25 protein-coding genes and 2 tRNA genes are annotated in these 25,426 nt (G+C 60.4%); 11 read left to right on the plus strand and 16 right to left on the minus strand.

Going from position 1 to position 25,426, the window contains the following annotated elements:
• Positions 1–75: 75 nt before the first annotated feature.
• Positions 76–729, minus strand: coding sequence for a lytic transglycosylase domain-containing protein (locus Cth01_RS02205; protein ID WP_045838436.1), 654 nt, complete (start codon positions 727–729; stop codon positions 76–78).
• 12 nt (positions 730–741) lie between these two features.
• Positions 742–2,484: a proline--tRNA ligase gene (locus Cth01_RS02210; protein WP_045838437.1), complete on the minus strand. Its 1,743-nt coding sequence runs from the start codon at positions 2,482–2,484 to the stop codon at positions 742–744.
• Between the two features lie 94 nt (positions 2,485–2,578).
• On the opposite strand from Cth01_RS02210, the gene Cth01_RS02215 reads away from it, so the two are divergent.
• Positions 2,579–3,283, plus strand: a complete 705-nt coding sequence (locus Cth01_RS02215; RefSeq protein WP_034357533.1) for an RNA pyrophosphohydrolase — start codon at positions 2,579–2,581, stop codon at positions 3,281–3,283.
• Positions 3,284–3,336: 53 nt separating this feature from the next.
• Here the strand turns inward: Cth01_RS02215 and proB are convergent, their stop codons facing one another.
• The 4 genes from proB to rplU form a co-directional block, all read right to left on the minus strand.
• Positions 3,337–4,476, minus strand: a complete 1,140-nt coding sequence (proB, locus tag Cth01_RS02220; protein ID WP_034357531.1) for a glutamate 5-kinase — start codon at positions 4,474–4,476, stop codon at positions 3,337–3,339.
• Between the two features lie 110 nt (positions 4,477–4,586).
• Positions 4,587–5,702: an Obg family GTPase CgtA gene (gene cgtA, locus Cth01_RS02225; protein ID WP_034357529.1), complete on the minus strand. Its 1,116-nt coding sequence runs from the start codon at positions 5,700–5,702 to the stop codon at positions 4,587–4,589.
• Between the two features lie 156 nt (positions 5,703–5,858).
• Positions 5,859–6,116: a 50S ribosomal protein L27 gene (rpmA, locus tag Cth01_RS02230; protein WP_003058534.1), complete on the minus strand. Its 258-nt coding sequence runs from the start codon at positions 6,114–6,116 to the stop codon at positions 5,859–5,861.
• Between the two features lie 16 nt (positions 6,117–6,132).
• On the minus strand, positions 6,133–6,444 hold the full coding sequence (gene rplU / locus Cth01_RS02235; RefSeq protein WP_003058536.1) for a 50S ribosomal protein L21: 312 nt from the start codon (positions 6,442–6,444) through the stop codon (positions 6,133–6,135).
• Between the two features lie 342 nt (positions 6,445–6,786).
• Here rplU and Cth01_RS02240 point away from each other — a divergent pair, with 342 nt between their 5' ends.
• From Cth01_RS02240 to Cth01_RS02275, 8 genes are all read left to right on the plus strand, one after another.
• Positions 6,787–7,716 carry a polyprenyl synthetase family protein gene (locus Cth01_RS02240; protein WP_045838548.1) on the plus strand — a complete coding sequence of 310 codons (930 nt, stop codon included), beginning with the start codon at positions 6,787–6,789 and terminating at the stop codon, positions 7,714–7,716.
• 39 nt (positions 7,717–7,755) lie between these two features.
• Positions 7,756–7,832, plus strand: a tRNA-Pro gene (locus tag Cth01_RS02245).
• A gap of 137 nt (positions 7,833–7,969) precedes the next feature.
• Positions 7,970–9,712, plus strand: coding sequence for a type IV-A pilus assembly ATPase PilB (gene pilB, locus Cth01_RS02250; protein ID WP_003062195.1), 1,743 nt, complete (start codon positions 7,970–7,972; stop codon positions 9,710–9,712).
• 24 nt (positions 9,713–9,736) lie between these two features.
• Positions 9,737–10,954: a type II secretion system F family protein gene (locus Cth01_RS02255; RefSeq protein WP_012837103.1), complete on the plus strand. Its 1,218-nt coding sequence runs from the start codon at positions 9,737–9,739 to the stop codon at positions 10,952–10,954.
• Positions 10,954–11,823, plus strand: a complete 870-nt coding sequence (locus Cth01_RS02260) for a prepilin peptidase (RefSeq protein WP_034389189.1) — start codon at positions 10,954–10,956, stop codon at positions 11,821–11,823. Before Cth01_RS02255 ends, Cth01_RS02260 begins: the two co-directional genes overlap by 1 nt.
• Before the next feature lie 3 nt (positions 11,824–11,826).
• Positions 11,827–12,453: a dephospho-CoA kinase gene (gene coaE / locus Cth01_RS02265; RefSeq protein ID WP_034357524.1), complete on the plus strand. Its 627-nt coding sequence runs from the start codon at positions 11,827–11,829 to the stop codon at positions 12,451–12,453.
• 87 nt (positions 12,454–12,540) lie between these two features.
• Positions 12,541–13,296: a cell division protein ZapD gene (gene zapD / locus Cth01_RS02270; RefSeq protein ID WP_003062189.1), complete on the plus strand. Its 756-nt coding sequence runs from the start codon at positions 12,541–12,543 to the stop codon at positions 13,294–13,296.
• A gap of 99 nt (positions 13,297–13,395) precedes the next feature.
• A complete protein-coding gene (locus Cth01_RS02275) occupies positions 13,396–13,605 on the plus strand; it encodes a DNA gyrase inhibitor YacG (protein ID WP_034357520.1) in 210 nt (69 codons plus the stop codon).
• Between the two features lie 118 nt (positions 13,606–13,723).
• Here the strand turns inward: Cth01_RS02275 and Cth01_RS02280 are convergent, their stop codons facing one another.
• The 4 genes from Cth01_RS02280 to secA form a co-directional block, all read right to left on the minus strand.
• Positions 13,724–14,194, minus strand: coding sequence for an NUDIX domain-containing protein (locus Cth01_RS02280; RefSeq protein WP_003062186.1), 471 nt, complete (start codon positions 14,192–14,194; stop codon positions 13,724–13,726).
• Between the two features lie 12 nt (positions 14,195–14,206).
• Complete coding sequence (locus Cth01_RS02285; RefSeq protein ID WP_034357518.1) at positions 14,207–15,142, minus strand: ATP-binding protein; 936 nt, start codon at positions 15,140–15,142, stop codon at positions 14,207–14,209.
• 280 nt (positions 15,143–15,422) lie between these two features.
• Entirely contained in the window at positions 15,423–16,652 is a 1,230-nt protein-coding gene (gene argJ, locus Cth01_RS02290) for a bifunctional glutamate N-acetyltransferase/amino-acid acetyltransferase ArgJ (protein ID WP_045838438.1), read from the minus strand.
• A 345-nt stretch (positions 16,653–16,997) separates the two neighbouring features.
• A complete protein-coding gene (gene secA / locus Cth01_RS02295) occupies positions 16,998–19,757 on the minus strand; it encodes a preprotein translocase subunit SecA (protein WP_045838439.1) in 2,760 nt (919 codons plus the stop codon).
• A 315-nt stretch (positions 19,758–20,072) separates the two neighbouring features.
• Between secA and Cth01_RS02300 the strand changes: the two genes are divergently transcribed.
• Complete coding sequence (locus Cth01_RS02300; RefSeq protein ID WP_003062178.1) at positions 20,073–20,378, plus strand: hypothetical protein; 306 nt, start codon at positions 20,073–20,075, stop codon at positions 20,376–20,378.
• A gap of 56 nt (positions 20,379–20,434) precedes the next feature.
• Here the strand turns inward: Cth01_RS02300 and Cth01_RS02305 are convergent.
• The 6 genes from Cth01_RS02305 to petA all read right to left on the minus strand — a co-directional run bounded on the left by Cth01_RS02305 (position 20,435) and on the right by petA (position 24,730).
• Positions 20,435–20,510, minus strand: a tRNA-Thr gene (locus Cth01_RS02305).
• An 84-nt stretch (positions 20,511–20,594) separates the two neighbouring features.
• Positions 20,595–21,113, minus strand: coding sequence for a ClpXP protease specificity-enhancing factor (locus tag Cth01_RS02310; RefSeq protein ID WP_034357512.1), 519 nt, complete (start codon positions 21,111–21,113; stop codon positions 20,595–20,597).
• 99 nt (positions 21,114–21,212) lie between these two features.
• Entirely contained in the window at positions 21,213–21,824 is a 612-nt protein-coding gene (locus tag Cth01_RS02315; protein WP_003058564.1) for a glutathione S-transferase N-terminal domain-containing protein, read from the minus strand.
• 100 nt (positions 21,825–21,924) lie between these two features.
• The gene (locus Cth01_RS02320) at positions 21,925–22,680 is read right to left on the minus strand and encodes a cytochrome c1 (protein WP_003062174.1); all 756 of its coding nucleotides are present in this window, start codon (positions 22,678–22,680) and stop codon (positions 21,925–21,927) included.
• 17 nt (positions 22,681–22,697) lie between these two features.
• The gene (locus tag Cth01_RS02325; protein WP_003062172.1) at positions 22,698–24,113 is read right to left on the minus strand and encodes a cytochrome b; all 1,416 of its coding nucleotides are present in this window, start codon (positions 24,111–24,113) and stop codon (positions 22,698–22,700) included.
• 14 nt (positions 24,114–24,127) lie between these two features.
• Positions 24,128–24,730 carry a ubiquinol-cytochrome c reductase iron-sulfur subunit gene (gene petA / locus Cth01_RS02330; protein WP_034357510.1) on the minus strand — a complete coding sequence of 201 codons (603 nt, stop codon included), beginning with the start codon at positions 24,728–24,730 and terminating at the stop codon, positions 24,128–24,130.
• Positions 24,731–24,879: 149 nt separating this feature from the next.
• Here petA and mscL point away from each other — a divergent pair, with 149 nt between their 5' ends.
• A complete protein-coding gene (mscL, locus tag Cth01_RS02335) occupies positions 24,880–25,314 on the plus strand; it encodes a large conductance mechanosensitive channel protein MscL (RefSeq protein ID WP_034357508.1) in 435 nt (144 codons plus the stop codon).
• Positions 25,315–25,426 lie beyond the last annotated feature (112 nt).

The following is a 25,426-nucleotide window of genomic DNA, read 5'->3' on the forward strand; positions in this document are numbered from 1 at the left end:
CAGGTTCTTTTCTTGCTGAAACCAATGAAAAGAGAGCGCTAGGCGCTCTCTTTTTTTCTGTATATCGTCATGGCATCAGACCGGCTGCGGCTCTTCCAGCAGCCAGCGCCGCTGGGCGCCGAACACGGCATTCGGATACTGGGGCTGGCCCCGGCTGCCGTTGTAGCGGCCCAGCGCCATATAGGCATCACCTTTTTCGCGATCCATATAGTGGCGCAGGATCACGCAGCCGAAGCGCAGATTGGTCTGCATGTGGAACAGCTTGCCGATATCGCCGTCACCGATCAGCCGCATCCAGAACGGCATGATCTGCATATAGCCACGCGCGCCCACGCTGGAGATGGCGTATTTGCGATAGCCGCTCTCCACCTGTATCAGGCCCATGACCATGGACACATCGAGACCGGCGCGCTTGGACTCGTACCAGACGGTCTGCAGGAACTCGCGCCGTGCCTGCGGATCGGGCTTGCGCTTGGCCAGCTTGTCGCTGCTGGCGACCAGCCAGCGCAGATAGCTCATGCGCGCCGCTGTGGAGGCGAACTCCAGCTCGGGCGGCGCGCCCGAGCCCGCCACGGCCGCGCTGAGCGCCGTACGCACGGAGTCGGCCAGCGGCTCTTCGAGCTGCCCGCCGGCCCAGGCCGCCTGCGGCCACAGCCAGCCGGCCGCCGGGGCGGCCAGCGCAGCGGCAGTCCTCAGGCAGTGGCGTCGGCTCAGCAGGGTCTCGGGCATGGAAACAGCAGCTTACAGGCCCAGGCGGCTCTTGAGGTGAGCCAGCACCTCATTCGTCGCCAGCTTTGTGGCTTCTGTGTCACGGCGCTGCTGGTACTCGACCACGCCTTCCTTCAGGCCACGGTCGCCCAGCACCACACGATGGGGCACGCCGATCAGCTCCCAGTCGGCCAGCATGGCACCGGGGCGCTCGTCGCGGTCGTCGAGGATCACGTCCACGCCCAGTGCCAGCAGCTCGCCATAGAGCTTCTCGGCCTCGGTCTTCACGGCCTCGCTGCGACCCATGCCGATGGGGCAGATCACCACGGTGAACGGTGCAATCGCATCGGGCCAGATCATGCCGCGCTCGTCGTGGTTCTGCTCCACGGCAGCGGCGGGCAGGCGGGTCACGCCAATGCCGTAGCAGCCCATCTCGAAGTGCTGTGGCTTGCCGTTGTCGCCCAGGAAAGTGGCTTCCATGGCCTTGGAGTACTTGGTGCCCAGATAGAACACATGGCCGATCTCGATGCCGCGCTCGATCGCCAGCTCGCCCGCGCCGTCGGGCGATGGGTCGCCCGCCACCACATTGCGCAGATCCGCCACCACGGCGGGCTCGGGCAGGTCTCGGCCGAAGTTCACGCCGGTGATGTGGAAGTCTTCCTCGTTGGCACCGCAGACCCAGTCGGCCATCACGGCCACATCGCGGTCCACCACGATGTTCACGGGCTTCTTGAGGCCGATGGGGCCCAGATAGCCGGGCTTGGCACCGAAATGCTCTTCGATCTCGCCCACGGTCGCGAAACGGAAGCCCGCCAGGCCTTCGACCTTGCCGACCTTGATCTCGTTCATCTCGTGATCGCCGCGCAGCAGCAGCAGCCACACTTGCGACTTGACGATCAAACCCTTGTCGTCGAGCTCGTCCGTGGCCAGCACCAGCGACTTCACGGTCTGCGCCAGGGGCAGACCCAGCTGCTCGGCCACGGCTTCGCAGGTGCTGTTGCCGGGCGTGGCGACCTTTTGCATGGCCTGGGCGGCAGCAGGACGGGCCTGGGTGGGCGCCAGGCTCTCGGCCTTCTCGATATTGGCCGCGTAGTCGCTGTTCGGGCAGTACACGATGGCGTCCTCCCCCGTGGAAGCGATGACCTGGAACTCCTCGCTCAGATCGCCGCCGATGGCGCCCGAATCGGCACGCACGGCGCGGTACTGCAGGCCGAAGCGGTCGAAGATGCGCTTATAGGCTTCGCGCATGGTCTGATAGCTGATCTGGGCCGCATCGCGATCCTTGTCGAAGGAATAGGCGTCCTTCATGATGAACTCGCGACCGCGCATCAGGCCGAAGCGGGGACGGCGCTCGTCGCGGAACTTGGTCTGGATCTGGTAGAGGTTCTTGGGCAGCTGCTTGTAGCTCTTGAACTCCTGGCGCGCGATATCGGTGACCACCTCTTCGGACGTGGGCTGGATCACGAAATCACGGCCATGGCGATCCTGAATGCGCAGCAGCTCGGGGCCCATCTTCTCGAAACGGCCGGTTTCCTGCCACAGCTCGGCAGGCTGCACCACGGGCATGGTGGTTTCGATGGCGCCGGCGCGGTTCATTTCCTCGCGCACGATGGCTTCGACCTTGCGGATCACGCGCAGGCCCATGGGCATGTAGTTGTAAATGCCAGCACCCAGCTTTTTGATCATGCCAGCCCGCATCATGAGCTTGTGGCTGACCACTTCGGCGTCGGCCGGAGCTTCTTTCAGGGTGGAGATGAGAAATTGGGAGGCTTTCATGGAACTGGCAATTCAGTGGAAATAGGCATGGCCCGCTTGTCGATCACAAGGGGCCATGCATAATGAACACAATTCAAAAATTTGGGGTTTGATTATGCTTGACCGGGACGGATTTCGCCCGAACGTCGGCATCATCCTGCTCAACCAAAGAAACCAGGTGTTCTGGGGAAAACGCATTCGCACCCACAGCTGGCAGTTTCCGCAAGGTGGCATTGATCGGGGTGAGACACCCGAGCAAGCCATGTTCCGCGAGCTGCATGAGGAAGTGGGGCTGAAGCCCAATCACGTTCGCGTGGTTGCCCGCACCAGGGACTGGTTGCGCTACGAGGTGCCAGACAGGTACATCCGCCGCGACGCGCGCGGGCATTACAAAGGCCAGAAGCAGATATGGTTTTTGCTTCAACTGGTCGGGCATGACTGGGATTTGAACCTGCGTGCCACCGACCACCCTGAGTTCGATGCCTGGCGCTGGAATGACTACTGGGTTCCTCTGGATGTAGTGGTCGAATTCAAACGCGGCGTCTATGAAATGGCGCTGACCGAGCTGGCGCGCTTTCTGCCGCGCGGCGAGCAGCAGCGCAACCGCTATCTGCGCAGCGGCATGCGGCCACGCGATCAGGAGGCAGGCCAGACCACTGGCGGCACTCCCCATCCTGGGCAGCACCATCAGGTCATGTACCCTGCCCGTACAGGGAGCTTTCGCATCAACCCCGGCATAGAGCTGCCGCCTGGTGCCAGTTTTGACCCGGACCCGCAGACCGGCATAGACAATCCGCCCGATCACAAGCCTCTGCAATGAACAAAGCCGTAATGCCTTGCAGCATTACGGCTTTTTTTGTTGACAGCCGAGGCTCAGTGTCCGGCAACCACCATATTGTCGCGGTGCATTATTTCGGGACCTGCCGAGTAGCCCAACAGCGATTCAATCTCCGAGGAACTCTTGCGGCACAGCAGCCGCGCCTCGGCGCTGGCATAGCTGGCCAGACCACGGGCGATCTCGACACCGCTCTCATCACGCACGGCAATCACTTCGCCGCGCGAGAAATCGCCCTCCACGGTGATCATTCCTATGGGCAGCAGGCTCTTGCCTTCATCGCGCAGCTTGGAGACGGCACCCGCATCCACGGTCACCGAACCGCGCAGCTGCAGATGGTCGGCAATCCACTGCTTGCGCGCCTGCATCTTGTGCGTGTTGGCAACCAGCAGCGTGCCTATGGACTCGCCACGCGTCAGACGCAGCAACACGTCTTTCTCACGTCCCCAGGCGATCACGGTGGAAGCACCGGAGCCCGCCGCACGCTTGGCCGCCAGGATCTTGGTGATCATGCCGCCCGTACCGATGGACAGGCCCGCACCACCGGCCATGGCTTCGAGCTCGGGGTTGCCGGCTTCGGCCACGTCGATGAACCTGGCATCGGGGTTCTTGCGCGGATCGGCGCTGTAGAGACCGCGCTGATCGGTCAGGATGACCAGTGCATCGGCCTCGACCAGATTGGCCACCAGCGCGCCCAGAGTGTCGTTGTCGCCGAAACGGATCTCGTCGATCACCACCGTGTCGTTCTCGTTGATGACGGGCACCACGCCCAGTTGCAGCAGCGTCAGCAGCGTGGTCCGGGCGTTCAGATAGCGCTCGCGATCGGCCAGATCCGCATGGGTCAGCAGCACCTGGGCGCTGGGCACGCCTTCGCCGCGCAGCTTGGTCTCATACATCTGGGCCAGCCCCATCTGGCCGACGGCGGCTGCGGCCTGCAGCTCATGCACCTCGGTCGGACGCGTGGCCCAGCCCAGGCGCTTCATGCCTTCGGCAATGGCGCCACTGGAGACCATGATGACTTCGCGCTTGACGCCGTCTTCACCATTCACCAATGCCGCCAACTGGCGGCTCCACTCTTCAATGGCGGCCTCATCCAGACCACGACCTTCATTCGTAACCAGGCTGGAGCCGACTTTGACGACGATGCGACGGGCATCACGCAGCACATTGGAAGACATGAGAATTTACAGTGTTTTAAGCCTCTGGCGCTTATGGGTAAAGCGCAATAAGCTATTAAATTCAAAGCAAAACAGCGCACCAAGTGCGCTGCTGGGTTATACCCTCTAGCTTATTCCGGATCGTAAGAGGCGAAACGCGGATCGGTCATATCCAGACCAGAATCCTCACCTCCCGCAAAGCGAGGATCAATCTCCTTGGGTGCCTGCTCCGCGAGTTGCTGGTTGTGCACATGCTCGAAGATCTTGCGGATCAGCGGCTCGCAGCCTTCACGGGTCAGCGCCGAGATCTCGAAGACCGGGCCCTTCCACTTGAAGCGCTTGACGAAGTCCTTGACCTTGGCAGCACGCTCTTCCTCGGGAACCATGTCCAGCTTGTTAAGCACCAGCCAGCGCGGCTTGTCGTAGAGCTCGGCGTCGTACTTCTTGAGCTCGGCCACGATGGCCTTGGCCTGCTCGACCGGGTCCACGCCCTCGTCGAACGGTGCAATGTCCACGATATGCAGCAACAGACGCGTGCGCTGCAGATGGCGCAGGAACTGGTGACCCAGGCCCGCACCTTCGGAAGCTCCTTCGATCAGACCGGGGATGTCGGCCACCACAAAGCTCTGCTCGGCGGCCACGCGCACCACGCCCAGATTGGGATGCAAGGTGGTGAAGGGATAGTCGGCGATCTTGGGACGGGCGTTGGAGACGGCCGTGATGAAGGTGGACTTGCCCGCATTGGGCATGCCCAGCAGGCCCACATCGGCCAGCACCTTGAGCTCCAGCTTGAGGTTGCGGCGCTCGCCAGGATAGCCGGGAGTCTTCTGGCGCGGCGCACGATTGATGGCGCTCTTAAAACGCAGATTGCCGAAACCGCCGTCACCGCCCTTGGCGATGGTGATGACCTGGCCGGGCTCCAGCAGCTCGAACAGCACTTCGCCGGTATCCGCATCGCTGATGATGGTGCCCACGGGCATGTTCAGCGTGATGTCGTCGCCGGCGGCGCCGAACATGTCGGAACCCATGCCGTGCTGGCCGCGCTTGGCCTCGTGGCGACGCGAATAGCGGTAATCCACCAGCGTGTTCAGGTTCACATCGGCCACGGCATACACATGACCGCCACGGCCGCCGTCGCCACCGTCGGGGCCGCCAAATTCTTTGTATTTCTCGTGCCGGAAAGACACGCAACCATTGCCGCCGTCACCGGCCGCAATGTCGATAAAAGCTTCGTCAACGAACTTCATGAGGCATCCAGTCTACAAAATCAGTGTGCACCAGAAGCTCCGGGCCACACCTGAGTGGTCTATTACCATGCCCCATCTGCCAGAAATCTGCTGCCTGGAGCCTTTTCAAACAACAAAGCCCCGACAAGTCGGGGCTTTGTTTGAGTCAAAGACGACTTATGCAGCCGTGATGTTGACTGTTTGCTTGGACAGAGCGCCCTTCACACCGAACGACACGTGGCCGTCAACCAGTGCAAACAGGGTGTGATCCTTGCCCACGCCAACGTTCTCACCGGGGTGGAACTTGGTGCCGCGCTGACGCACGATGATGGAACCAGCTGTCACCAGCTCGCCACCAAAGGCCTTCACGCCCAGCATTTTTGGCTTGGAATCACGTCCGTTACGCGTAGAGCCGCCGCCTTTTTTCTGTGCCATGACTTAGCTCCTAAAATTAAGCAGCGATTGCCACGATTTGCAGTTCGGTGAACTGCTGACGATGGCCTTGGCGCTTTTGATAGTGCTTACGACGGCGCATCTTGAAGATGTGCACCTTGTCGTGCTTGCCGTGAGCAACCACAGTTGCCTTTACAGATGCACCGGACACCAGGGGGGCACCAACCTTGATTTCAGCGCCGTTGCCGACGGCCAAAACTTGGTCGATCACGATTTCCTGGCCTACGTCCGCAGCAATCTGTTCTACCTTGATCTTTTCGCCAGCTGCAACGCGATACTGCTTGCCGCCGGTTTTTATGACTGCGTACATTGAAAACCTCTAAAGTCTGAGAGTTCCATGAAATGATTTCCACGGAGCCGGCAATTCTAGCACGCATGCATTTTTTCTGCTGTCATACCCCTAGGAACCGATTCAGGATCTCCGGAGGCCGCGCGGAATGGGATGCCACGCAGGTGCGTGGCAAGGCTTGCTCCTTGCAAGCGACCGCAATGCCACAGACTGCCCGCAAAGCCTCTGTTCACTTGAACGGGCTCTGAGGACACCACGCAAAACCCTGTTGCATCTTCCTATAATCGTGAGTCCACTTGGCGGTTCATCACCTTGACTACAGAAATTTCCACATCCAATCCGCTTGCCTTGATCGCAGATGACATGCGCGAAGTGGATATCGTCATTGCTCAGCGACTGACAACCAGCGTCCCCCTGATCGCACAGATCTCCCAATACATCATTGCAGCGGGCGGCAAGCGCCTGCGCCCGGCGCTGCTGCTGCTGATCGCCGGTGCCCTGGGGCATCAGGGCAAGAACAAATACATTCTGGCCGCCGTGGTGGAGCTGATTCACACCGCGACCTTGCTGCACGACGATGTGGTGGACGAATCCACGCTGCGTCGTGGCAGGGCCACGGCCAACGAGACCTTTGGCAACCCTGCCAGTGTTCTGGTCGGAGACTTTCTGCATACCCGCTCCTTCCAGATGATGGTGGAAGTGGGCAGCATGCGCGTGCTGCAAATCCTGTCCGACGCCACCAACGTGATCGCAGAAGGCGAAGTCCAGCAGCTCATCAATACCCATGATGCTTCGCTGAATGAAGCCGGCTATCTGCACGTCATCCGCTCCAAGACCGCCCAGCTCTTCGAGGCCAGCGCCCAGCTGGCAGCCGTGCTGGCGGGTGCCACGCCTGCAGTGGAGCAGGCCTGCGCCGCCTATGGCCAGGCACTTGGAACGGCGTTCCAGATCATTGACGATGTGCTGGACTACACCGGCAACACTCAGGAAATGGGCAAGAACCTTGGCGATGACCTGCGCGAAGGCAAATGCACCCTGCCCCTGATCGCCGCCATGCAGCGCGGCAGCGCCGAGCAGGCCGCCATCGTGCGCAACGCCATCGAACAAGGCTCTACGGATCAACTGGATGCCGTGGTGGAAATCGTGCGCAGCACCGGTGCCCTTGACGTCGCCCGAGCCGCCGCGCACGCGGAAGCCCAGCGCGCCATTGATGCACTGGCCTCGCTGCCAAGCAATGCATACACCGCAAGTTTGCTACAATTGGCCTCTCAGCTTTTGGAGCGCCGCACCTGAATCGCCAGGTGCACCACGGTGCTCGACAAACAAAGCCTGCGGGGTGTAGCTTAGCCTGGTAGAGCGCTACGTTCGGGACGTAGAGGCCGGAGGTTCGAATCCTCTCACCCCGACCAATCTCATTTTTGTCGCAGTTTCTTGCGCCATGTTCAATGACGCTGGATTGACGCATGCATGCGCGCCTGGCGACCTGCCGTTTGCCACAACAAGAATGGTAGGATAGATCCTCTACTCCCCTCCCAGACTTGGATACATGGCTGCTGCCGACACTCTGCAAAAGAACACTCCTGCGCCCATTGCCATCCCAGGTTTGGGCAGGGCCCTGATTTCCGCAGGAAAGGTTTCGCAGCAAGCCGCCGAGAACGCAGCCAAGAAAGCCGCCACAGGCAAGACCCCGTTCATCACCGAGCTCAGCCAGTCTGGTGAAATCAGCGCGCTGGAAATTGCCGAAACCATTTCCATGATGTTCAGCACTCCGCTGCTGGACCTCAACGCCATCGACGTCCAGCAACTTCCGCGCGAGCTGCTGGACCCGAAAATCAGCAACGCCTATCGCGTGCTGGCACTCAGCAAGCGCGGCAATCGGCTCACCATCGCCACGGCAGACCCTACTCAGCAGGAAGCTGCCGAACAGATCAAATTCACGACTCAGTTGCTGGTGGACTGGGTGGTTGTCGAGGCCGACAAGCTGCAAAAGCTCGTCGAGCAGACCGGCAAGAGCGTCAGCGAATCTCTGGACACCTATTCCAGTTCTGGGGACTTTGACTTTGACGACGTCAAGATCGAGGATGCCCCCGAGGAAAAAGACAATGCCGTCGGCGCCGAGGTCGAAGATGCGCCGGTCGTCAAGTTTCTGCACAAGATGCTGCTGGACGCCTTCAATATGCGCGCGTCCGACTTGCACTTCGAGCCCTACGAGCACAATTACCGCGTGCGCTTTCGTATCGACGGCGAGCTGCGCGAGATTGCCTCTCCACCGATTGCGATCAAGGACAAGCTGGCTTCGCGCATCAAGGTGATCTCGCGCCTGGACATCTCGGAGAAACGCGTTCCGCAAGACGGCCGCATGAAGCTCAAGGTCGGCCCTGATCGCGTCATCGACTTTCGTGTCAGCACCTTGCCCACGCTGTTTGGCGAAAAGATCGTGATCCGTATTCTGGACCCGAGCTCGGCCAAGATGGGCATCGATGCCCTCGGCTACGAACCCGAGGAAAAAGAGCGCCTGCTCAAGGCCATCAACCGCCCCTACGGCATGATTCTGGTCACCGGCCCCACGGGTTCGGGCAAGACCGTGTCGCTCTACACCTGCCTGAACCTGCTCAACCAGCCGGGCGTGAACATTGCCACCGCCGAAGACCCTTCCGAAATCAACATGCCCGGCGTCAACCAGGTGAATGTGAACGAGAAGGCCGGCCTGACCTTTGCCGCTGCGCTCAAGTCCTTTCTGCGTCAGGACCCGGACATCATCATGGTCGGTGAAATCCGCGACCTGGAAACCGCCGACATCTCGATCAAGGCCGCCCAGACCGGGCACCTGGTGCTGTCCACGCTGCACACCAATGACGCTCCGACCACGCTGACGCGCATGCGCAATATGGGCATCGCCCCTTTCAATATTGCCTCCAGCGTGATCCTGATCACCGCCCAGCGTCTGGCGCGACGCCTGTGCGCGCAGTGCAAGGAACCCGCCGACATACCGCACGACGCCCTGATCGATGCCGGCTACGACGAAGCCGAACTCGACGGCAGCTGGGTCAGCTACAAGCCTGTCGGCTGCCCTGCCTGCAACAACGGCTACAAGGGACGTGTCGGTATTTATCAGGTGATGCCCATCAGCGAAGAGATTCAGCGCATCATCCTGCGTGACGGCAGCGCCCTGGAGATTGCCGCACAGGCCAAGGCCGAAGGAGTACGCTCTCTGCGCGGCTCGGGCCTGCATAAAGTCAAGCTGGGTCTGACCTCACTCGAAGAAGTGCTGGCGGTCACCAACGAATAAAACCAGTATCAGTGAGGGAACGCCATGGCAAGCGCAGCGTCCAAGGGAATCAAGGAATTTCTCTTCGAGTGGGAAGGCAAGGACCGCAACGGCAAGATCGTTCGCGGCGAAACTCGTGCCGGCGGAGAAAACCAGATCCAGGCCATGCTGCGCCGCCAGGGCGTGACTCCGTCCAAGATCAAGAAGCGCAGGACCCGCGGCGGCAAGAAGATCAAGCCCAAGGACATTGCGCTGTTCACTCGCCAGCTGGCCACCATGATGAAGGCCGGCGTGCCGCTGCTGCAGTCTTTCGACATTGTGGGTCGGGGCAACACCAACCCCAACGTCACCAAGCTGCTCAACGACATCCGCTCAGACGTGGAAACCGGTACCTCGCTGAGTGCGGCCTTTCGCAAGTTTCCGCTCTATTTCAACAGCCTCTACTGCAATCTGGTGGAGGCCGGCGAGGCCGCAGGTATTCTGGAATCGTTGCTGGACCGTCTTGCCACCTATATGGAAAAGACGGAAGCCATCAAGTCCAAGATCAAGTCGGCGCTGATGTACCCCACGTCGGTCATGATCGTGGCCTTCGTCGTGGTGACCGTGATCATGATCTTCGTGATCCCTGCCTTCAAGGAGGTCTTCACCTCCTTTGGCGCCGACCTGCCCGCGCCCACGCTGCTGGTGATGGGCATCAGCGATTACTTTGTTCAGTACTGGTGGCTGATCTTCGGCGTGCTGGGCGGCGGCATCTATTTCTTCATGCAGGCCTGGAAGCGCAACGAGCGCGTGCAGCAGTTCATGGACCGCACCATACTCAAGCTGCCCATCTTCGGCGTGCTGATCGAGAAGTCCTGCGTGGCCCGCTGGACGCGTACGCTGTCCACCATGTTTGCCGCCGGCGTGCCGCTGGTCGAGGCGCTGGACTCCGTGGGAGGCGCCTCGGGCAACTACCTCTACAGAAATGCCACCGACAGGATTCAGTCGGAAGTCTCCACGGGCACCAGCCTCACGGTTGCCATGGCCAATGCCAACATCTTCCCTTCCATGGTGCTGCAGATGTGTGCCATCGGCGAGGAATCTGGCGCCATCGACCATATGCTGGGCAAGGCAGCCGATTTCTATGAAAGCGAAGTCGACGAAATGGTGGCGGGCCTCTCCAGCCTGATGGAGCCCATCATCATCGTCTTCCTGGGCACCTTGATCGGCGGCATCGTGGTGTCCATGTATCTGCCTATCTTCAAGCTGGGTCAAGTGGTCTGATGATTTCCGAACTGGTGTTGAATGCCGCTGTCGGCGGCGTGCTGGGCTTGCTGATCGGCAGCTTTCTGAATGTGGTGATCCACCGCCTGCCTCTGATGATGGAGCAGGAATGGCATGCCGAAGGTGCGCAATGGGCCGAGGAACAAAAGGACAAGGGCGCCAAAATCGAGCTGCCGCCGGCCAAGCCTGCCATCACGCTGAGCCAGCCTCGTTCGCGCTGCCCGCATTGCGGCCATCAGGTCGCCTGGTACGAGAACATTCCCGTGCTGAGCTACCTGTTTCTGCGCGGACGCTGCGCCGAGTGCAAAAAGCCCATCAGCCTGCGCTACCCTGTGGTTGAGTTGGTCTGCGCCGCGCTGTTTGCCTTCTGCCTGGGCCGCGACGGCCTGACCGCCACCGGCTTTGCCTGGTGCGGCTTCAGCGCGGCGCTACTGGCGCTTGCACTGATAGACTGGGACACCACATTCCTGCCGGACTCCATCACTCTGCCCCTGCTCTGGGCCGGCCTGATCGCCTCCGCACTGCAGTGGACCAGCGTGCCTCTGCAACAATCGCTGTGGGGCTCCGTCGCAGGCTATATGTCGCTATGGCTGATCTTCTGGGCCTTCAAGCTGGCAACGGGCAAGGAAGGCATGGGCTACGGCGACTTCAAGCTGTTTGCCGCACTCGGTGCCTGGTTTGGCTGGCAGGCACTGGTGCCCATCATTCTCATGGCATCGGTCGTGGGCGCCGTCATCGGCATTGCACTCAAGATCAACAGCAAGCTGCGAGAAGGCGGCTATGTGCCCTTCGGCCCTTTTCTTGCCGGCGGCGGTTTCGTCAGCCTGATCTGGGGCCCGCAGGCGGTGCTCAGCTTTGCAGGCCTGTAAGCCATGAAAGTCGCACCTGAGCGCTCACCATTCAGACTGGGGCTGACGGGCGGCATCGGCAGCGGCAAAAGCACGGTTGCTGCCAGGCTGCAGGCATGCGGCGCGACGCTGATCGATGCCGACCATATCTCGCGCAGCTTGACGGCAAGCGGCGGCATGGCCCTGCCCCTCATCGCTCAGGCTTTTGGTGCCGATCTGATCGACGCACAGGGCGCCCTCAACCGCGCCCGCATGCGCGAGCTGGTCTTCGCCGATCCGTCCGCGCGCCAGCGCCTGGAAGCCATTCTCCACCCCCTGATCGCCGAGCAGACCCGGCAGCAGCATGAAGCAGCCGTGGCTGCGGGCAGCAAACTCATCGTGCACGACATTCCGCTGCTGGTCGAGTCCGGCCACTGGCGAACACGCCTGGATGGCGTGCTGGTCGTGGACTGCCGCGAAAGCACTCAGACAGAGCGCGTCATGGCACGCAGCGCTCTCACACGCGAGGCCGTGCAGGCCATCATCGACGCCCAGGCCACGCGTGCCCAGCGTCTGGCCACGGCCGACTGGGTCATCTATAACGATGACGGGGTCACAATCGAAACTCTCCACGCATATACCGATCAAATCGCTGCATGGTTCGGGCTATGATGCAGACCATGGCTTGGCCTGTGCGTGTGATCGCCGCATGTGCACGTTGACCGCTGATTCCTGTGCACCCCGAGGAGCCCAGCAAACGTGATCCTGTACGAATATCCATTTAACGAGCGTCTGAGAACTTATCTGCGTCTTGAGCAGCTGTATCGCCGTCTGCGCGAGCTGCTGACCCGCGCGCATTCGGTCGATCATCATTTCGCCCTGATCACCATCTTCGAGATCATGGATGTGGCTTCGCGCAGCGATCTGCGGGCCGACGTCATCAAGGACCTGGAGCGCCAGAAGCATCTGCTGGACGTGTTGCGCGACAACCCCGATATTTCCCAGCACATGCTGCACCAGGTGGCGCGCCAGGTGGAGAGCTGCTTTGCCACCATCAATGCACAGACCGGCAAGACCGGCCAGGCGCTGACCGAAAACGAATGGCTGATGTCCATACGCAGCCGTGTGGGCATACCCGGCGGCACCTGCAGCTTTGACCTGCCGGCCTATCACGCCTGGCAGAACCTCGATCCGCGCTACCGCCAGCGCGACCTCGAAGACTGGGCCGGCGAGCTGACCCCGCTGGGTCAGGCGCTTGAGCTGATCCTGCAGCTGCTGCGCGAAACCGGCATTCCCCAGCGCGTGGTGGCCGAGCAAGGCGTGTTCCAGCAGGCCATGCCGGCCGGCCGCAGCTTCCAGCTGCTGCGCCTGCGCATAGAGCCGCATCTGAATCTGGTGCCGGAAATCAGCGGCAACCGCCTGCTGGTGTCGGTGCGCCTGCTCAAGCTGGCCCATGGCAGCAAGCCCCAGCCCAGCAATGACGACGCCACTTTCGAGCTCACGCTCTGCGCATAAGTCCCCGGCAGTCTTCTCGTCCCGATTGAGCCGCACATTGCGGCTCAATGGCTTTCAGGGTCGGCCACCCGTGTTTTCCAGCTGTGATACATCTACGCCATGAGCACTGACAAGCAATCCCCCACCATGGTGAAATGCCCGACCTGCGGCGGCCCCAGCGTTTTTTTGCCCAGCAACAAATTCCGCCCCTTCTGCAGCGAGCGTTGCCGCAATATCGACCTGGGCGCCTGGGGCAATGAAGAGTTCCGCGTCCCGGCTCAGACACCTCCCGAAGATGCGCCGTTTGGTGATCCACGCACGGAAAACTAAGCAAGGCAGCAAAAAACAAGAGCGCCTTGCGCATGGAATGTCTTGATTTCAGCTTGATTGACCAAGAAAATCGAGATTCAACCAGAGCAAGGCGCTCTTTATTTCAGAGCATACCGCTTCAGACCAGAGGCTGCTGCGCCTCGTAATGGCTTTGATCAAAGACCAGGCCGCGCTCCTCGCTCAGCCATTGCAGCACGGGATAGGCACCGGGCAGGACGGGGTGCACATCGAGCGGCAACTGCTGCCAGGCCATTTGCTGGCCCTCACGCATCTCGAACTCGCCCGTCCATTCCGTCACCTTGCACCAATGCAGACGCACCAGCGCATGCGGGTAGTCATGCTCGGTCACCTTCCAGGCATGGGCCTGGCCAATGGTCACGCCCAGCTCTTCGATCAGCTCGCGGCGCAAAGCCTGCTCCACGCTCTCGCCTGCCTCCAGCTTGCCGCCAGGAAACTCCCAGTAGCCTGCATACGGCTTGCCTGCAGGGCGGCTTGAAATCAGCAGCGCCCCATCGGATTCGCGCAACAGCACGCCCACGGCCACTTCCGTGTGCTTGCGCTGCGCCTGTGTTTCAGCAGTCACTTCCACAAAACTCTTTCTTCATTCCAGGTCTGCTTCTTCAGCCAGACCGTCCACATCTTCAATGCGCTTCTTGACCGTCACGGGGCGCTCGTTGCGGCCCGCGTAGTCGCGCGCGAACTGGTGGGCCACACGACCGCTGCGCGAGCCGCGCTCCAGCGCCCAGACCAGGGCTTCGGGCCTGGCCGCCTCGATGGTGGCCTGGTCCATGCCCAGCGCAGACAGCCACTGCGCCACCACGCGCAGATACTCGTCCTGGCTGAAGGGGTAGAAGCTCACCCAGAGGCCGAAGCGCTCGGACAGCGATATTTTTTCCTCCACCACCTCGCCGGGATGGATCTCGCCGTTCTCGCTTTTTTGCTGTGCCAGGTTGTCCGTCATGTACTCAGGCAGCAGATGGCGGCGATTGCTGGTGGCATAGACCAGCACATTCGGCGTGGCTGCGGAAACCGAGCCATCCAGCATGGATTTCATGGCCTTGTAGCCTGGCTCGCCCTCTTCAAAGCTCAGATCGTCGCAATAGATGATGAATTTCTCGCTGCGGCCGGCGACCACGTCGACGATGTCGGGCAGATCGGTCAGATCGGCCTTGTCCACCTCGATCAGACGCAGGCCCTGGGGCGCAAAGCTGTGCAGACAGGCGCGGATCAGCGAGGACTTGCCCGTGCCGCGCGCCCCCGTCAGCAACACGTTGTTCGCCGTGCGACCACTGACGAACTGCTCGGTATTGCGCGCAATCTTTTCCTTTTGCACGTCGATGTTCTGCAGATCGGACAGCTGCATGGCGCCCACATGGCGCACCGGCTCCAGCACGCCGCAGCCGTTGGCGCGCTTGCGATAGCGCCAGGCAATCGCCGCATTCCAGTCGGCGGGTGCCTGCAGGGGCTGGGGCAGCACGGACTCAATGCGCTGCATCAATTGCTCGGCACGCTCGACCAAGCGCTCCAAAGGGTTCATCACATCTTGCACGATCGAATCTCCATCTGTTTTTATAGCTGTTAGCGCTTGATGCTGCTTGATTTCAATGAGAAAAATAACTGGAATCAACTAAATACAAGCGATAGCAGCTGCTTAATTTATAGCCCCATCACTTTAAAACTGGCGCACCCCAAACCAGAGACAGCGAGCAAGCGCCGCCGCGCAGCGAGGCTGTCGTCCCCCTCCCATAGCGCGCAGCGCGTAGAGAGAGGGGGAAGCCGCGGTGCCGCCCAGGCGCCGCCGCTCAGGGGGTGATCATTTACGACCGGTAATCCGCATTGATCGTCACATATTCGTGACTCAGATCGCAGGTCCACACCGTCTGCGCGGCATCGCCACGACCCAGCAGCACGCGCACCAGGATCTCCTGCTGCTTCATCACGCGCTGACCGTCTTCTTCCTTGTAGGAAGGATTGCGACCGCCATCGACCACCACATGCACATCGTCCAGGTACAGATCGATCTTGGTCTGATCCAGATCGGCAATGCCGGCATAGCCTACAGCGGCCAGGATGCGGCCCAGGTTGGGGTCGGAAGCAAAAAAGGCCGTCTTGACCAGGGGAGAGTGGGCAATGGAGTAAGCGACCAGGCGGCACTCCTCCTCATTCTTGCCACCCTCGACCTTGACGCTGATGAACTTGGTGGCACCCTCGCCATCGCGAACAATGGCCTGCGCGAGTTTTTGCGCCACTTCCAGCAATGCTGCCTTGAGCTGCTCGCCTTCGGCACTGGAGAGCGCCGTGACCTGGGCATTGCCAGCCTTGTGGGTGGCGATCAGCACGAACGAGTCATTGGTGGAAGTGTCGCCATCAATGGTCACGCGGTTGAAGGAGCCGTCGGCCAGTTCCTTGACCAGGGGCTGCAGCAGCTCGGGGGCAATCGCCGCATCGGTAGCCAGAAAGCCCAGCATGGTCGCCATATTGGGGCGGATCATGCCCGCGCCCTTGCTGATGCCGGTGATGGAAACCGTCTTGCCGCCAATGCTGACGCTGCGGCTGAAAGCCTTGGGCAAGGTGTCGGTGGTCATGATGCCTTCGGCAGCGGTGGCCCAGTTATCAGCCTTGGCGGCAGCAATGGCCTTGGGCATGCCAGCCACGATGCGGTCCACGGGCAGCTCTTCCATGATCACGCCGGTGGAAAAAGGCAGGATCTGGCCCGCGTTCAGATCCAGCTCCTTGGCCAGCGCAGCGCAGGTGGCACGGGCATTGGCCAGACCGGCGGCGCCGGTGCCGGCATTGGCATTGCCGGTGTTGACGACCATGGCGCGGATGCCGGTGTCGGCCGCCAGATGCTCGCGGCAGATCTGCACGGGAGCGGCGCAGAAACGGTTCTGGGTGAACACGCCGGCCACCGAGGCGCCTTCGTCGAGCAGGAACACCGTCAGGTCCTTGCGATTGGCCTTGCGCACGCCGGCTTCGGTAACACCAATGCGAACGCCATTGATCGCCAGCAGATCAGCGGCGACGGGAGCGGAAAGATTCACGGACATTTCTGTATGTTCCTGAGAAAAGCCTCCCCCTGAGCCGCTGCGCGGCTTCCCCCTGAGGGGGACGACATCTTCGCCGCGAGGCGGCTCTTGCTCGATGTCTCCGGCCAAGAGCGCGCCCCGTGCAGCAGCCTAGGGGTCGAAAGTTAAAACGTTCCCCATTATCGGAACAAACAGAGGCCCGAACGGACTTGCCGGATTTTGTTGCGCAAAAAGCTGCGCCCCAATGCAAACACGAGCCGCAGCCCGTGTTGTTCGATAACGCATGCTCCAAGCCAGAGACGGCCAGCAAGGGGCGCCACCGCAATGAGTCCCCTTCAGGGGGAAGGCGCCAAGCGCCTCAGGGGGTCAGGACAGCTTGCCGTGGCAAAGCTTGAACTTCTTGCCGCTACCGCAGGGGCAAGGGTCGTTGCGGCCCACGTGCACGCCCTCGGGCATGGCCAGAGGCTCGGCCAGCATCACGTCGTCCTCGATGCTCATGCCTTCGGTTTCCGAGGGCGAGGCATAGCTCATGTGCTCCAGGCTCTGCGCGCCGCGCTCGTTCATGGCGACGGCGGCTTCGTCCATCTCTTCGCGCGAGCGGACCTGGACCGTCATCAGCACGCGGGTGACTTCGGTCTTGACCTGATCGATCAGTTGGCGGAACAGCTCGAAAGCCTCGCGCTTGTATTCCTGCTTGGGCTGCTTCTGGGCATAGCCGCGCAGGTGAATGCCCTGGCGCAGATAGTCCAGCGCAGCCAGGTGGTCGCGCCAGTTGGTGTCGAAGCTCTGCAGCAGCACGGCGCGCTGGAATTGCGTGAAGTTCTCCTGGCCGATCAAGGCCACCTTGGCGTCGAACAGATCGTGGGCTGCCTTGACGACCTTCTCCAGAATGTCTTCGTCAGTGATGGATTCGGAACCCGCCACGTCCTGCTGCAAGGAAAGATCGATCTGCCATTCGCTGGCCAGCGCCTTCTCCAGGCCGGGCACATCCCACTGCTCTTCCATGGACTCGGCCGGCACGTACTGACGCACCAGGTCGGTGATCACGTCCTCGCGCATGGCGGCCAGCATGCCATTCAGGTCTGTGGAATCCAGAATGTCGTTGCGCTGCTGGTAGATCACCTTGCGCTGGTCGTTGGCAACGTCGTCATATTCGAGCAGTTGCTTGCGCATGTCGAAGTTGCGTGCTTCGACCTTGCGCTGCGCCGACTCGATGGAGCGGGTCACGATGCCGGCCTCGATGGCTTCGCCTTCGGGCATCTTCAGGCGGTCCATGATGGCCTTGACTCGGTCGCCCGCGAAGATGCGCATCAACTGGTCGTCCAGGCTCAGATAGAAACGCGAAGAGCCGGGGTCGCCCTGGCGGCCCGAGCGGCCGCGCAGCTGGTTGTCGATACGGCGCGATTCATGACGCTCGGTGGCGATGATGCGCAGACCGCCCAGTGCCACGATCTTGTCGTGGGCCACTTGCCAGTCGGCACGCAGCTGCTCGATCTGCTGGTTGCGCTCGGTCTCGCTGAGTGCCTCGTTGCTCTCGATGGCCTTGAGCTGCTTGTCGATATTGCCGCCCAGCACGATGTCGGTACCACGGCCGGCCATATTGGTGGCGATGGTGATCATGCCTTCGCTGCCCGCCTGGGCAATGATGTCGGCCTCGCGCTCATGCTGCTTGGCGTTGAGCACCTGATGGGGCAGCTTCTCGCGGGTCAGCAGCTGGTCGATGATTTCGGAGTTCTCGATCGAGGTCGTGCCGACCAGCACGGGCTGGCCGCGCTCGTAGCACTCGCGGATGTCCTTGATCGCCGCGTCGTACTTTTCCTTGGTGGTCTTGTAGACGCGATCGAGCTGGTCCTGGCGCTTGCTGGGCTTGTTGGGCGGCACCACCACGGTTTCCAGGCCATAGATTTCCTGGAATTCGTAGGCTTCGGTGTCGGCCGTACCGGTCATGCCCGACAGCTTCTTGTAGAGACGGAAGTAGTTCTGGAAGGTGATCGAGGCCATGGTCTGGTTCTCGGCCTGGATGGCCACACCTTCCTTGGCTTCCACGGCCTGGTGCAGGCCATCGCTCCAGCGGCGGCCGGCCATCAGACGGCCGGTGAACTCGTCCACGATCACGATTTCGTCGTTCTGCACCACATAGTGCTGGTCGCGGAAATACAGCTGGTTGGCACGCAGCGCGGCGTACAGATGATGCACCAGAGAGATGTTGGAGGGGTCGTACAGGGACGAGCCTTCGGCGATCAGGCCGGCATGAGCCAGCAGGCGCTCGGCCGCTTCATAGCCCTGATCGGTCAGGTAGACCTGATGGGATTTTTCATCGACCGTGAAATCGCCGGGCTTGGTCACGCCCTCACCCGTGCGGGGATCGGCTTCGCCCTCCTGGCGCACCAGATTCGGCACGATCTGATTCATGGCCACGTACATGGCCGTGTGATCTTCGGCCGGGCCGGAAATGATCAACGGAGTACGCGCCTCGTCGATCAGGATGGAGTCCACCTCGTCGACGATGGCGTAGTTCAGCACGCGCTGCACGCGGTCGCCGGGCTCGTACACCATGTTGTCACGCAGGTAGTCGAAGCCGTATTCGTTGTTCGTGCCGTAGGTGATGTCGGAGTTGTAGGCCTGCTGCTTCTGTTCACGCGACAGATTGGGCAGGTTGATGCCCACCGACAGGCCGAGGAAGTTGTAGAGGCGAGCCATGGTCGTGGCATCGCGATTGGCCAGGTAATCGTTGACGGTCACGACATGCACGCCCTCGCCCGACAGGGCATTGAGGTACACGGGCAGCGTCGCGGTCAGCGTCTTGCCTTCTCCGGTGCGCATTTCGGCAATCTTGCCGTAATGCAGCGCCATGGCGCCCAGCATCTGCACGTCGAAGTGACGCATCTTCATGACGCGCTTGGAGCCTTCACGCACTACGGCAAAGGCTTCGGGCAACAACTCGTCCAGCGCCTCGCCCTTGGCAACGCGGTCCTTGAACTCCTGCGTCTTGGCGCGCAATGCCTCATCGCTGAGCTTTTCGTACTCAGGCTCCATCGCATTGATGCGAGCGACTGTTTTACGGTATTGCTTGAGCAACCGGTCATTGCGGCTGCCGAACAGTTTGGTGAGGAAATTGGTGGCCATGCGTGCGAAGGCACATTGCTTTTTTGCCTGTTGCGCAAAGCAATGTGTCCAGAATCCCTTGATTGTTGGTCTTCAGATGGGGCCGTCCCTGCGGCAGTCAAGAGCCACACCCGAAATGGGTGAAAAAACCTCCTGACGCACCCCAAACAGGGACAGGACCAAAAAATGATTCTAACCGCGCAAGCCTGCCTTGGCTTTTCGCTACTCCAGAGCACGTATGGGATTGCACTGCACGCGCAAATAGCCGGCACTGCGGCATTCATTCTCGGCTGAGCTAAGCTCGGGCTTGCCCTTGCCCAACTGTTTGCCGCTCGCATGACCATTGTTCGCCGCCATCACGCCGTAACTGCCATCAATGCCATGGAGTCTTCTCCCACATTGGCGCGCCTGGCAGCACTGACTCAGGACTCCAGCAACCGGCTCAAAGCCGTTTTACCCCTGGTTCCGCCCATGCTGCGCGCCAGCTTGCAGGCCGGCCCCATTGATGAAGACGGCTGGTGCCTGATCGTGAAAAACAACGCTGCTGCGGCCAAAGTGCGCCAATTGCTGCCGGCCATGGCGGCTCATCTGCGCACCAAAGGCTGGGCCGTCAACAGCATCCGCATCAAGGTTCAGGCCTGACAAGACCTTTTTAGAGGCAGAAAAACAAAAAAGGCCTCCGAAGAGACCTATTTGTTTGGTGCCGGTTGTCGGATTCGAACTGACGACCTACCGCTTACAAGGCGGGTGCTCTACCAACTGAGCTAAACCGGCGAAGACTGAATTCTAACGTAGAAATTCAGCCCCAAAAGAAGAATCCTGAAATTTCCCGATCTGCCGGCAAAAACACTGGCCGGACTACTTCACACGCTTGAGCGCCGGACGACCACCTGCGGGTGGCGGCGTACGAGGAGCATCATCTTCGCCGGAAGCTTCTGCTTCCGCCTTGACGGGAACCAGTTGCACCACACGCTCGGCCGAGGACTCCTCATCCGACTCCATGTCGGGCTCGGCATCCTCCATCGATGGCGCATCGTCGTCCTCGGGGACTTCGTCCTCCTCGGGCGGGAAGGCCATGCCCTGTCCGGTCTCGCGGGCATAGATGGCCATGACGTTCGCCACAGGCACCATGATTTCCCGTGGCTGGCCGCCAAAGCGTGCCTTGAATTCAACATACTCATTGCCGATCAGCAGGCCGCTGGTCGCGTCATAGCTGATGTTGAGCACGATTTGACCATCACGCACAAACTCCATGGGCACCTGGGTGCTGCGGTCCACGCGCACGGCAATATGCGGCGTCAAACCATTGTCGGTACACCATTCAAACAATGCCCGCAGCAGATACGGACGGGTTGAAGTCGTTTCAGGGGCTGTCATCTCATTTCCTGACGAATCAAATCCAGAAGATTGCAAAGACAAAAAAGCGGGCAGATGAAGGAAAGCCCTTCAACATGCCCGCTCTGCGCTCATGTGCAATTACTTGCGCATGACCTTTTCAGAGGGAGTCAGTGCTTCAATGTAAGCGGGGCGCGAGAAAATGCGCTCGGCATACTTGAGCAGAGGGGCAGCATTCTTGGACAGCTCGATGCCGTAGTAGTCCAGACGCCACAGCAGGGGAGCAATCGCCACATCCAGCATGGAGAAGTTCTCGCCCATGATGTACTTGTTCTTCAGGAAGATGGGCGCCATCTGGGTCAGGCGGTCACGGATATGGGCACGAGCCTTCTCCAGAGCCTTTTCATTGCCCTTGACGTTGCGCTCTTCCAGAGCGCTCACGTGCACGAACAGTTCCTTTTCGAAGTTCAGCAGGAACAGGCGCACACGGGCACGGTCCACAGGGTCGCCAGGCATCAGCTGGGGATGGGGAAAGCGCTCATCGATGTACTCGTTGATGATGTTGGACTCGTACAGAATCAGGTCGCGCTCGACCAGGATTGGCACTTGACCATAGGGGTTCATCACGGCGATTTCTTCGGGCTTGCTGAACAAGTCCACATCGCGGATCTCGAAATCCATGCCTTTTTCAAACAGCACAAAGCGGCAGCGGTGTGAGAAGGGGCAAGTCGTTCCCGAATAAAGCACCATCATGGTGGAGACTCCTAAAAATCAAAAAGAGTGGGTTGCCCACGGCACCCCACTCTGCACTAACACGGTTTGGCTGCAGACAACTTCTGCACGGCGGCAAAGCCTATTTCACGTCTTTCCAGAACGCGGCATTCAGGCGCCAAGCGATAAAGATGAAGAAGGCCAGGAAAATCAACACGCCCACCCCGATACGGGTTCGGGTGTTCTGAGCCGGCTCCCCCATCCATTGCAGGTAATTCACCAGATCGCCAACTGCCTGATCGTACTGCACTGCGCTCATCTTGCCAGGAGACACCTGCTCCCAACCCTTGAAGACCTGGGTCTTAGTTCCATGGTCGTCATGCTCTTCGAAGATGGCGCGACGCTCACCCTGCAGCTCCCACAGCGCATGCGGCATGCCTACGCTGGGAAAGGCAAGATTATTCCAGCCCGTGGCCTTGGTGTCATCCCTGTAGAAAGTACGCAAGAAGGTATACAGGTAATCAGCTCCCGAGCCGCCCGAGCCGGCACGCGAGCGCGCGATCACGGTCAGGTCGGGCGGGTTGGCACCGAACCACTCCTTGGCTTCCTTGGGATTGATGGCTGCCTTCATGGTCTCACCTACCTTGTCGGTGGTGAACAACAGATTGTCCTTGATGTCCTGATCGGTCAGACCGATGTCCTTCAAGCGATTGAAACGCATGAAGGCAGCGGAGTGGCAGCTCAGGCAGTAGTTGACAAAGATCTTGGCACCATTTTGCAGGGATGCCGTGTCGCTGGTGTTGACTGGCGCCTTATCCCAGTGGATGCCGCCTTCAGAAGCTTGCGCAGCGCCGGCAATACCCAGGGCTGCAACCAGGGTCAGAATCAGTTTCTTCATTCTTGTTCTCTCCTGCTTCAGTGAGGCTTGAAGGTGACACGCTCGGGCACGGGCTTGGTTTCACCCAAGCGGCTCCACCAGGGCATGAGCAGGAAGAAGCCGAAGTAGAACAGCGTGCCGACCTGCGACACCTTCTCGCCCACCGGCGACGGAGGCTGCACCCCCAGATAGGCCAGGACGACGAAGTTCACCACAAACACTGCATACACATATTTGTGCCAGCTGGGACGATAGCGGATCGACTTGACCGGGCTGCAATCGAGCCAGGGCAGGGCAAACAGGATGATGACCGCACCACCCATGACGACCACGCCCCAGAACTTGGCGTCGATGGACAGCATCATGGCGATGGCACCCAGGGCCACGATGGCGACGGCGCCCTTGGCAAAACCAGGCAGGCGCGACTTGAGAATGCCGTAGCCGGCACCCAGCACCACGCAGGCGATCAGCACATACATCATCTCGCTGGTGATGGCACGCAGCATCGAATAGAAGGGCGTGAAGTACCAGACAGGGGCAATGTGATTGGGCGTCTTGAGCGGGTCGGCCGGGATGAAGTTGTTGTACTCCAGGAAGTAGCCGCCGAACTCGGGCGCAAAGAACACCACGGCCGAGAACAGGAACAGGAACACCGTCACGCCAAAGATGTCATGCACCGTGTAGTAAGGGTGGAAGGGCACCCCATCCAGAGGGCGGCCCTTTTCATCCTTGGGCGCGTTCGGGCCCTTGATCTCGATACCGTCGGGATTGTTGGAGCCCACGTCGTGCAGCGCCAGCAAATGCGCAACGACCAGACCCAGCAGCACCAGAGGCACGGCGATCACGTGGAAGCTGAAGAAGCGGTTCAGAGTCGCATCGCCCACCACATAGTCGCCACGGATCAGCAGAGCCAGATCGGGACCGACAAAGGGGATGGCGGAGAACAGGTTCACGATCACCTGGGCGCCCCAGTACGACATCTGACCCCAGGGCAGCAGATAGCCCATAAAGGCTTCAGCCATCAGCACCAGGAAGATGGCGCAACCGAAGATCCAGACCAGTTCGCGCGGTTTGCGGTAAGAACCGTACAGAAGACCGCGAAACATATGCAGATAGACCACCACAAAGAACGCCGAGGCGCCTGTGGAGTGCATGTAGCGGATCAGCCAGCCCCAGGGCACATCACGCATGATGTATTCCACGGAAGCAAACGCCTTTTCGGCATCGGGCTTGTAGTGCATCACCAGGAAGATGCCGGTGACGATCTGGATCACCAGCACCAGCAGCGCCAGCGAGCCGAAGATGTACCAGAAGTTGAAGTTCTTGGGAGCGTAGTACTCCGACATATGGACGCGGTACGCATCGAATGCCGTCGGAAACCGGTTCTCCAGCCAGTTCATGGCCTTCGCTCCGGTTGTGGAGTTCGGGTCGATTTGCTTGAATTCGTGAGCCATTGTTCTTGTCTCCCTCAGGCTGCCTTGGTGTCTTCACCAATCAGCAGCTTGGTGTCGGACAGATACATATGTGGCGGCACTTGCAGGTTGTCCGGCGCTGGCTTGTTCTTGAACACCCGGCCGGCCATGTCAAAGGTGGAGCCATGGCAGGGGCAGAGGAAACCGCCCTTCCAGTCTGCAGGCAGCGAAGGCTGGGGCCCAGCGACGAACTTGTCGGTGGGAGAGCAACCCAGGTGGGTGCAGATGCCCACGACCACCAGGATTTCAGGCTTGATGGAGCGCGCTTCATTTTGCGCATAGGGCGGCGTGAACTCTTCGGGATGACGCGCCGAGGTCGGGTCTGCCAGTTCGCCATCGAGGCCTGGCAGGTCCTTGAGCTGCTCGGGTGTGCGCTTGATGATCCACACCGGCTTGCCACGCCACTCGACGGTGAGCTTCTCACCATCCTTGAGATTGGAGATATCCACCTCTACCGCAGCACCTGCTGCTTTGGCTTTTTCAGAAGGCTGGAAGGAGCTCACAAAAGGGACGGCCGTTGCCACACCGCCCACGGCACCAGCACATGCTGACGTGATGATCCACGTGCGCTTGCTGGAGTCGACTGGAGAGTCACTCATGGATTTCCTCGAAGTACATCGCTTGATTTGGGGTCAACTGCAAATTCTAGCGGTGGGGTTATGGTTATTCCAGCCCCAGTCCGACGTTGACAACCGCCAAAGTCACGCAATACTGCGCTATCTCAAACTCTTAGTGACTGGAACTGCTTATGGGCATGATGCAAGAATTCCGCGAGTTCGCAATCAAGGGAAACGTCATGGATCTTGCCGTGGGCGTGATCATCGGCGGCGCGTTCGGGAAAATCGTTGACTCCGTGGTCAACGACCTCATCATGCCTCTGGTGGGCCTGCTCTTTGGCAAGCTGGACTTTTCCAACCTGTTCGTCGTTCTGGGCACCATGCCCGAAGGAGTTCCACGCACTCTGGATGCGCTGAAAAAAGCCGGCATTCCCGTATTTGCCTATGGCAGCTTCATCACGGTTGCGGTGAACTTCGTGATTCTGGCCTTCATCATTTTCATGATGGTCAAACAGATAAACCGCCTCAAGCGCGAGGCTCCGCCTGCACCGGAGCAAGCACCCGCTACGCCCGAAGACATTCAGCTGCTGCGCGAGATCCGCGACAGCCTCAATCGCAAGGCCTGAGAGCGTTCAGCCCAGTGATGAAAAGCCTGCTGACCTCCAGCAGGCTTTTTTCATGGCATCGAGCATTCAGCGCGACCCAGCACACTGCATGAATCCATCCGGCAAGTGCTTG

The organism is Comamonas thiooxydans, from assembly GCF_000964545.1.
GTDB lineage: Bacteria > Pseudomonadota > Gammaproteobacteria > Burkholderiales > Burkholderiaceae_C > Comamonas > Comamonas thiooxydans.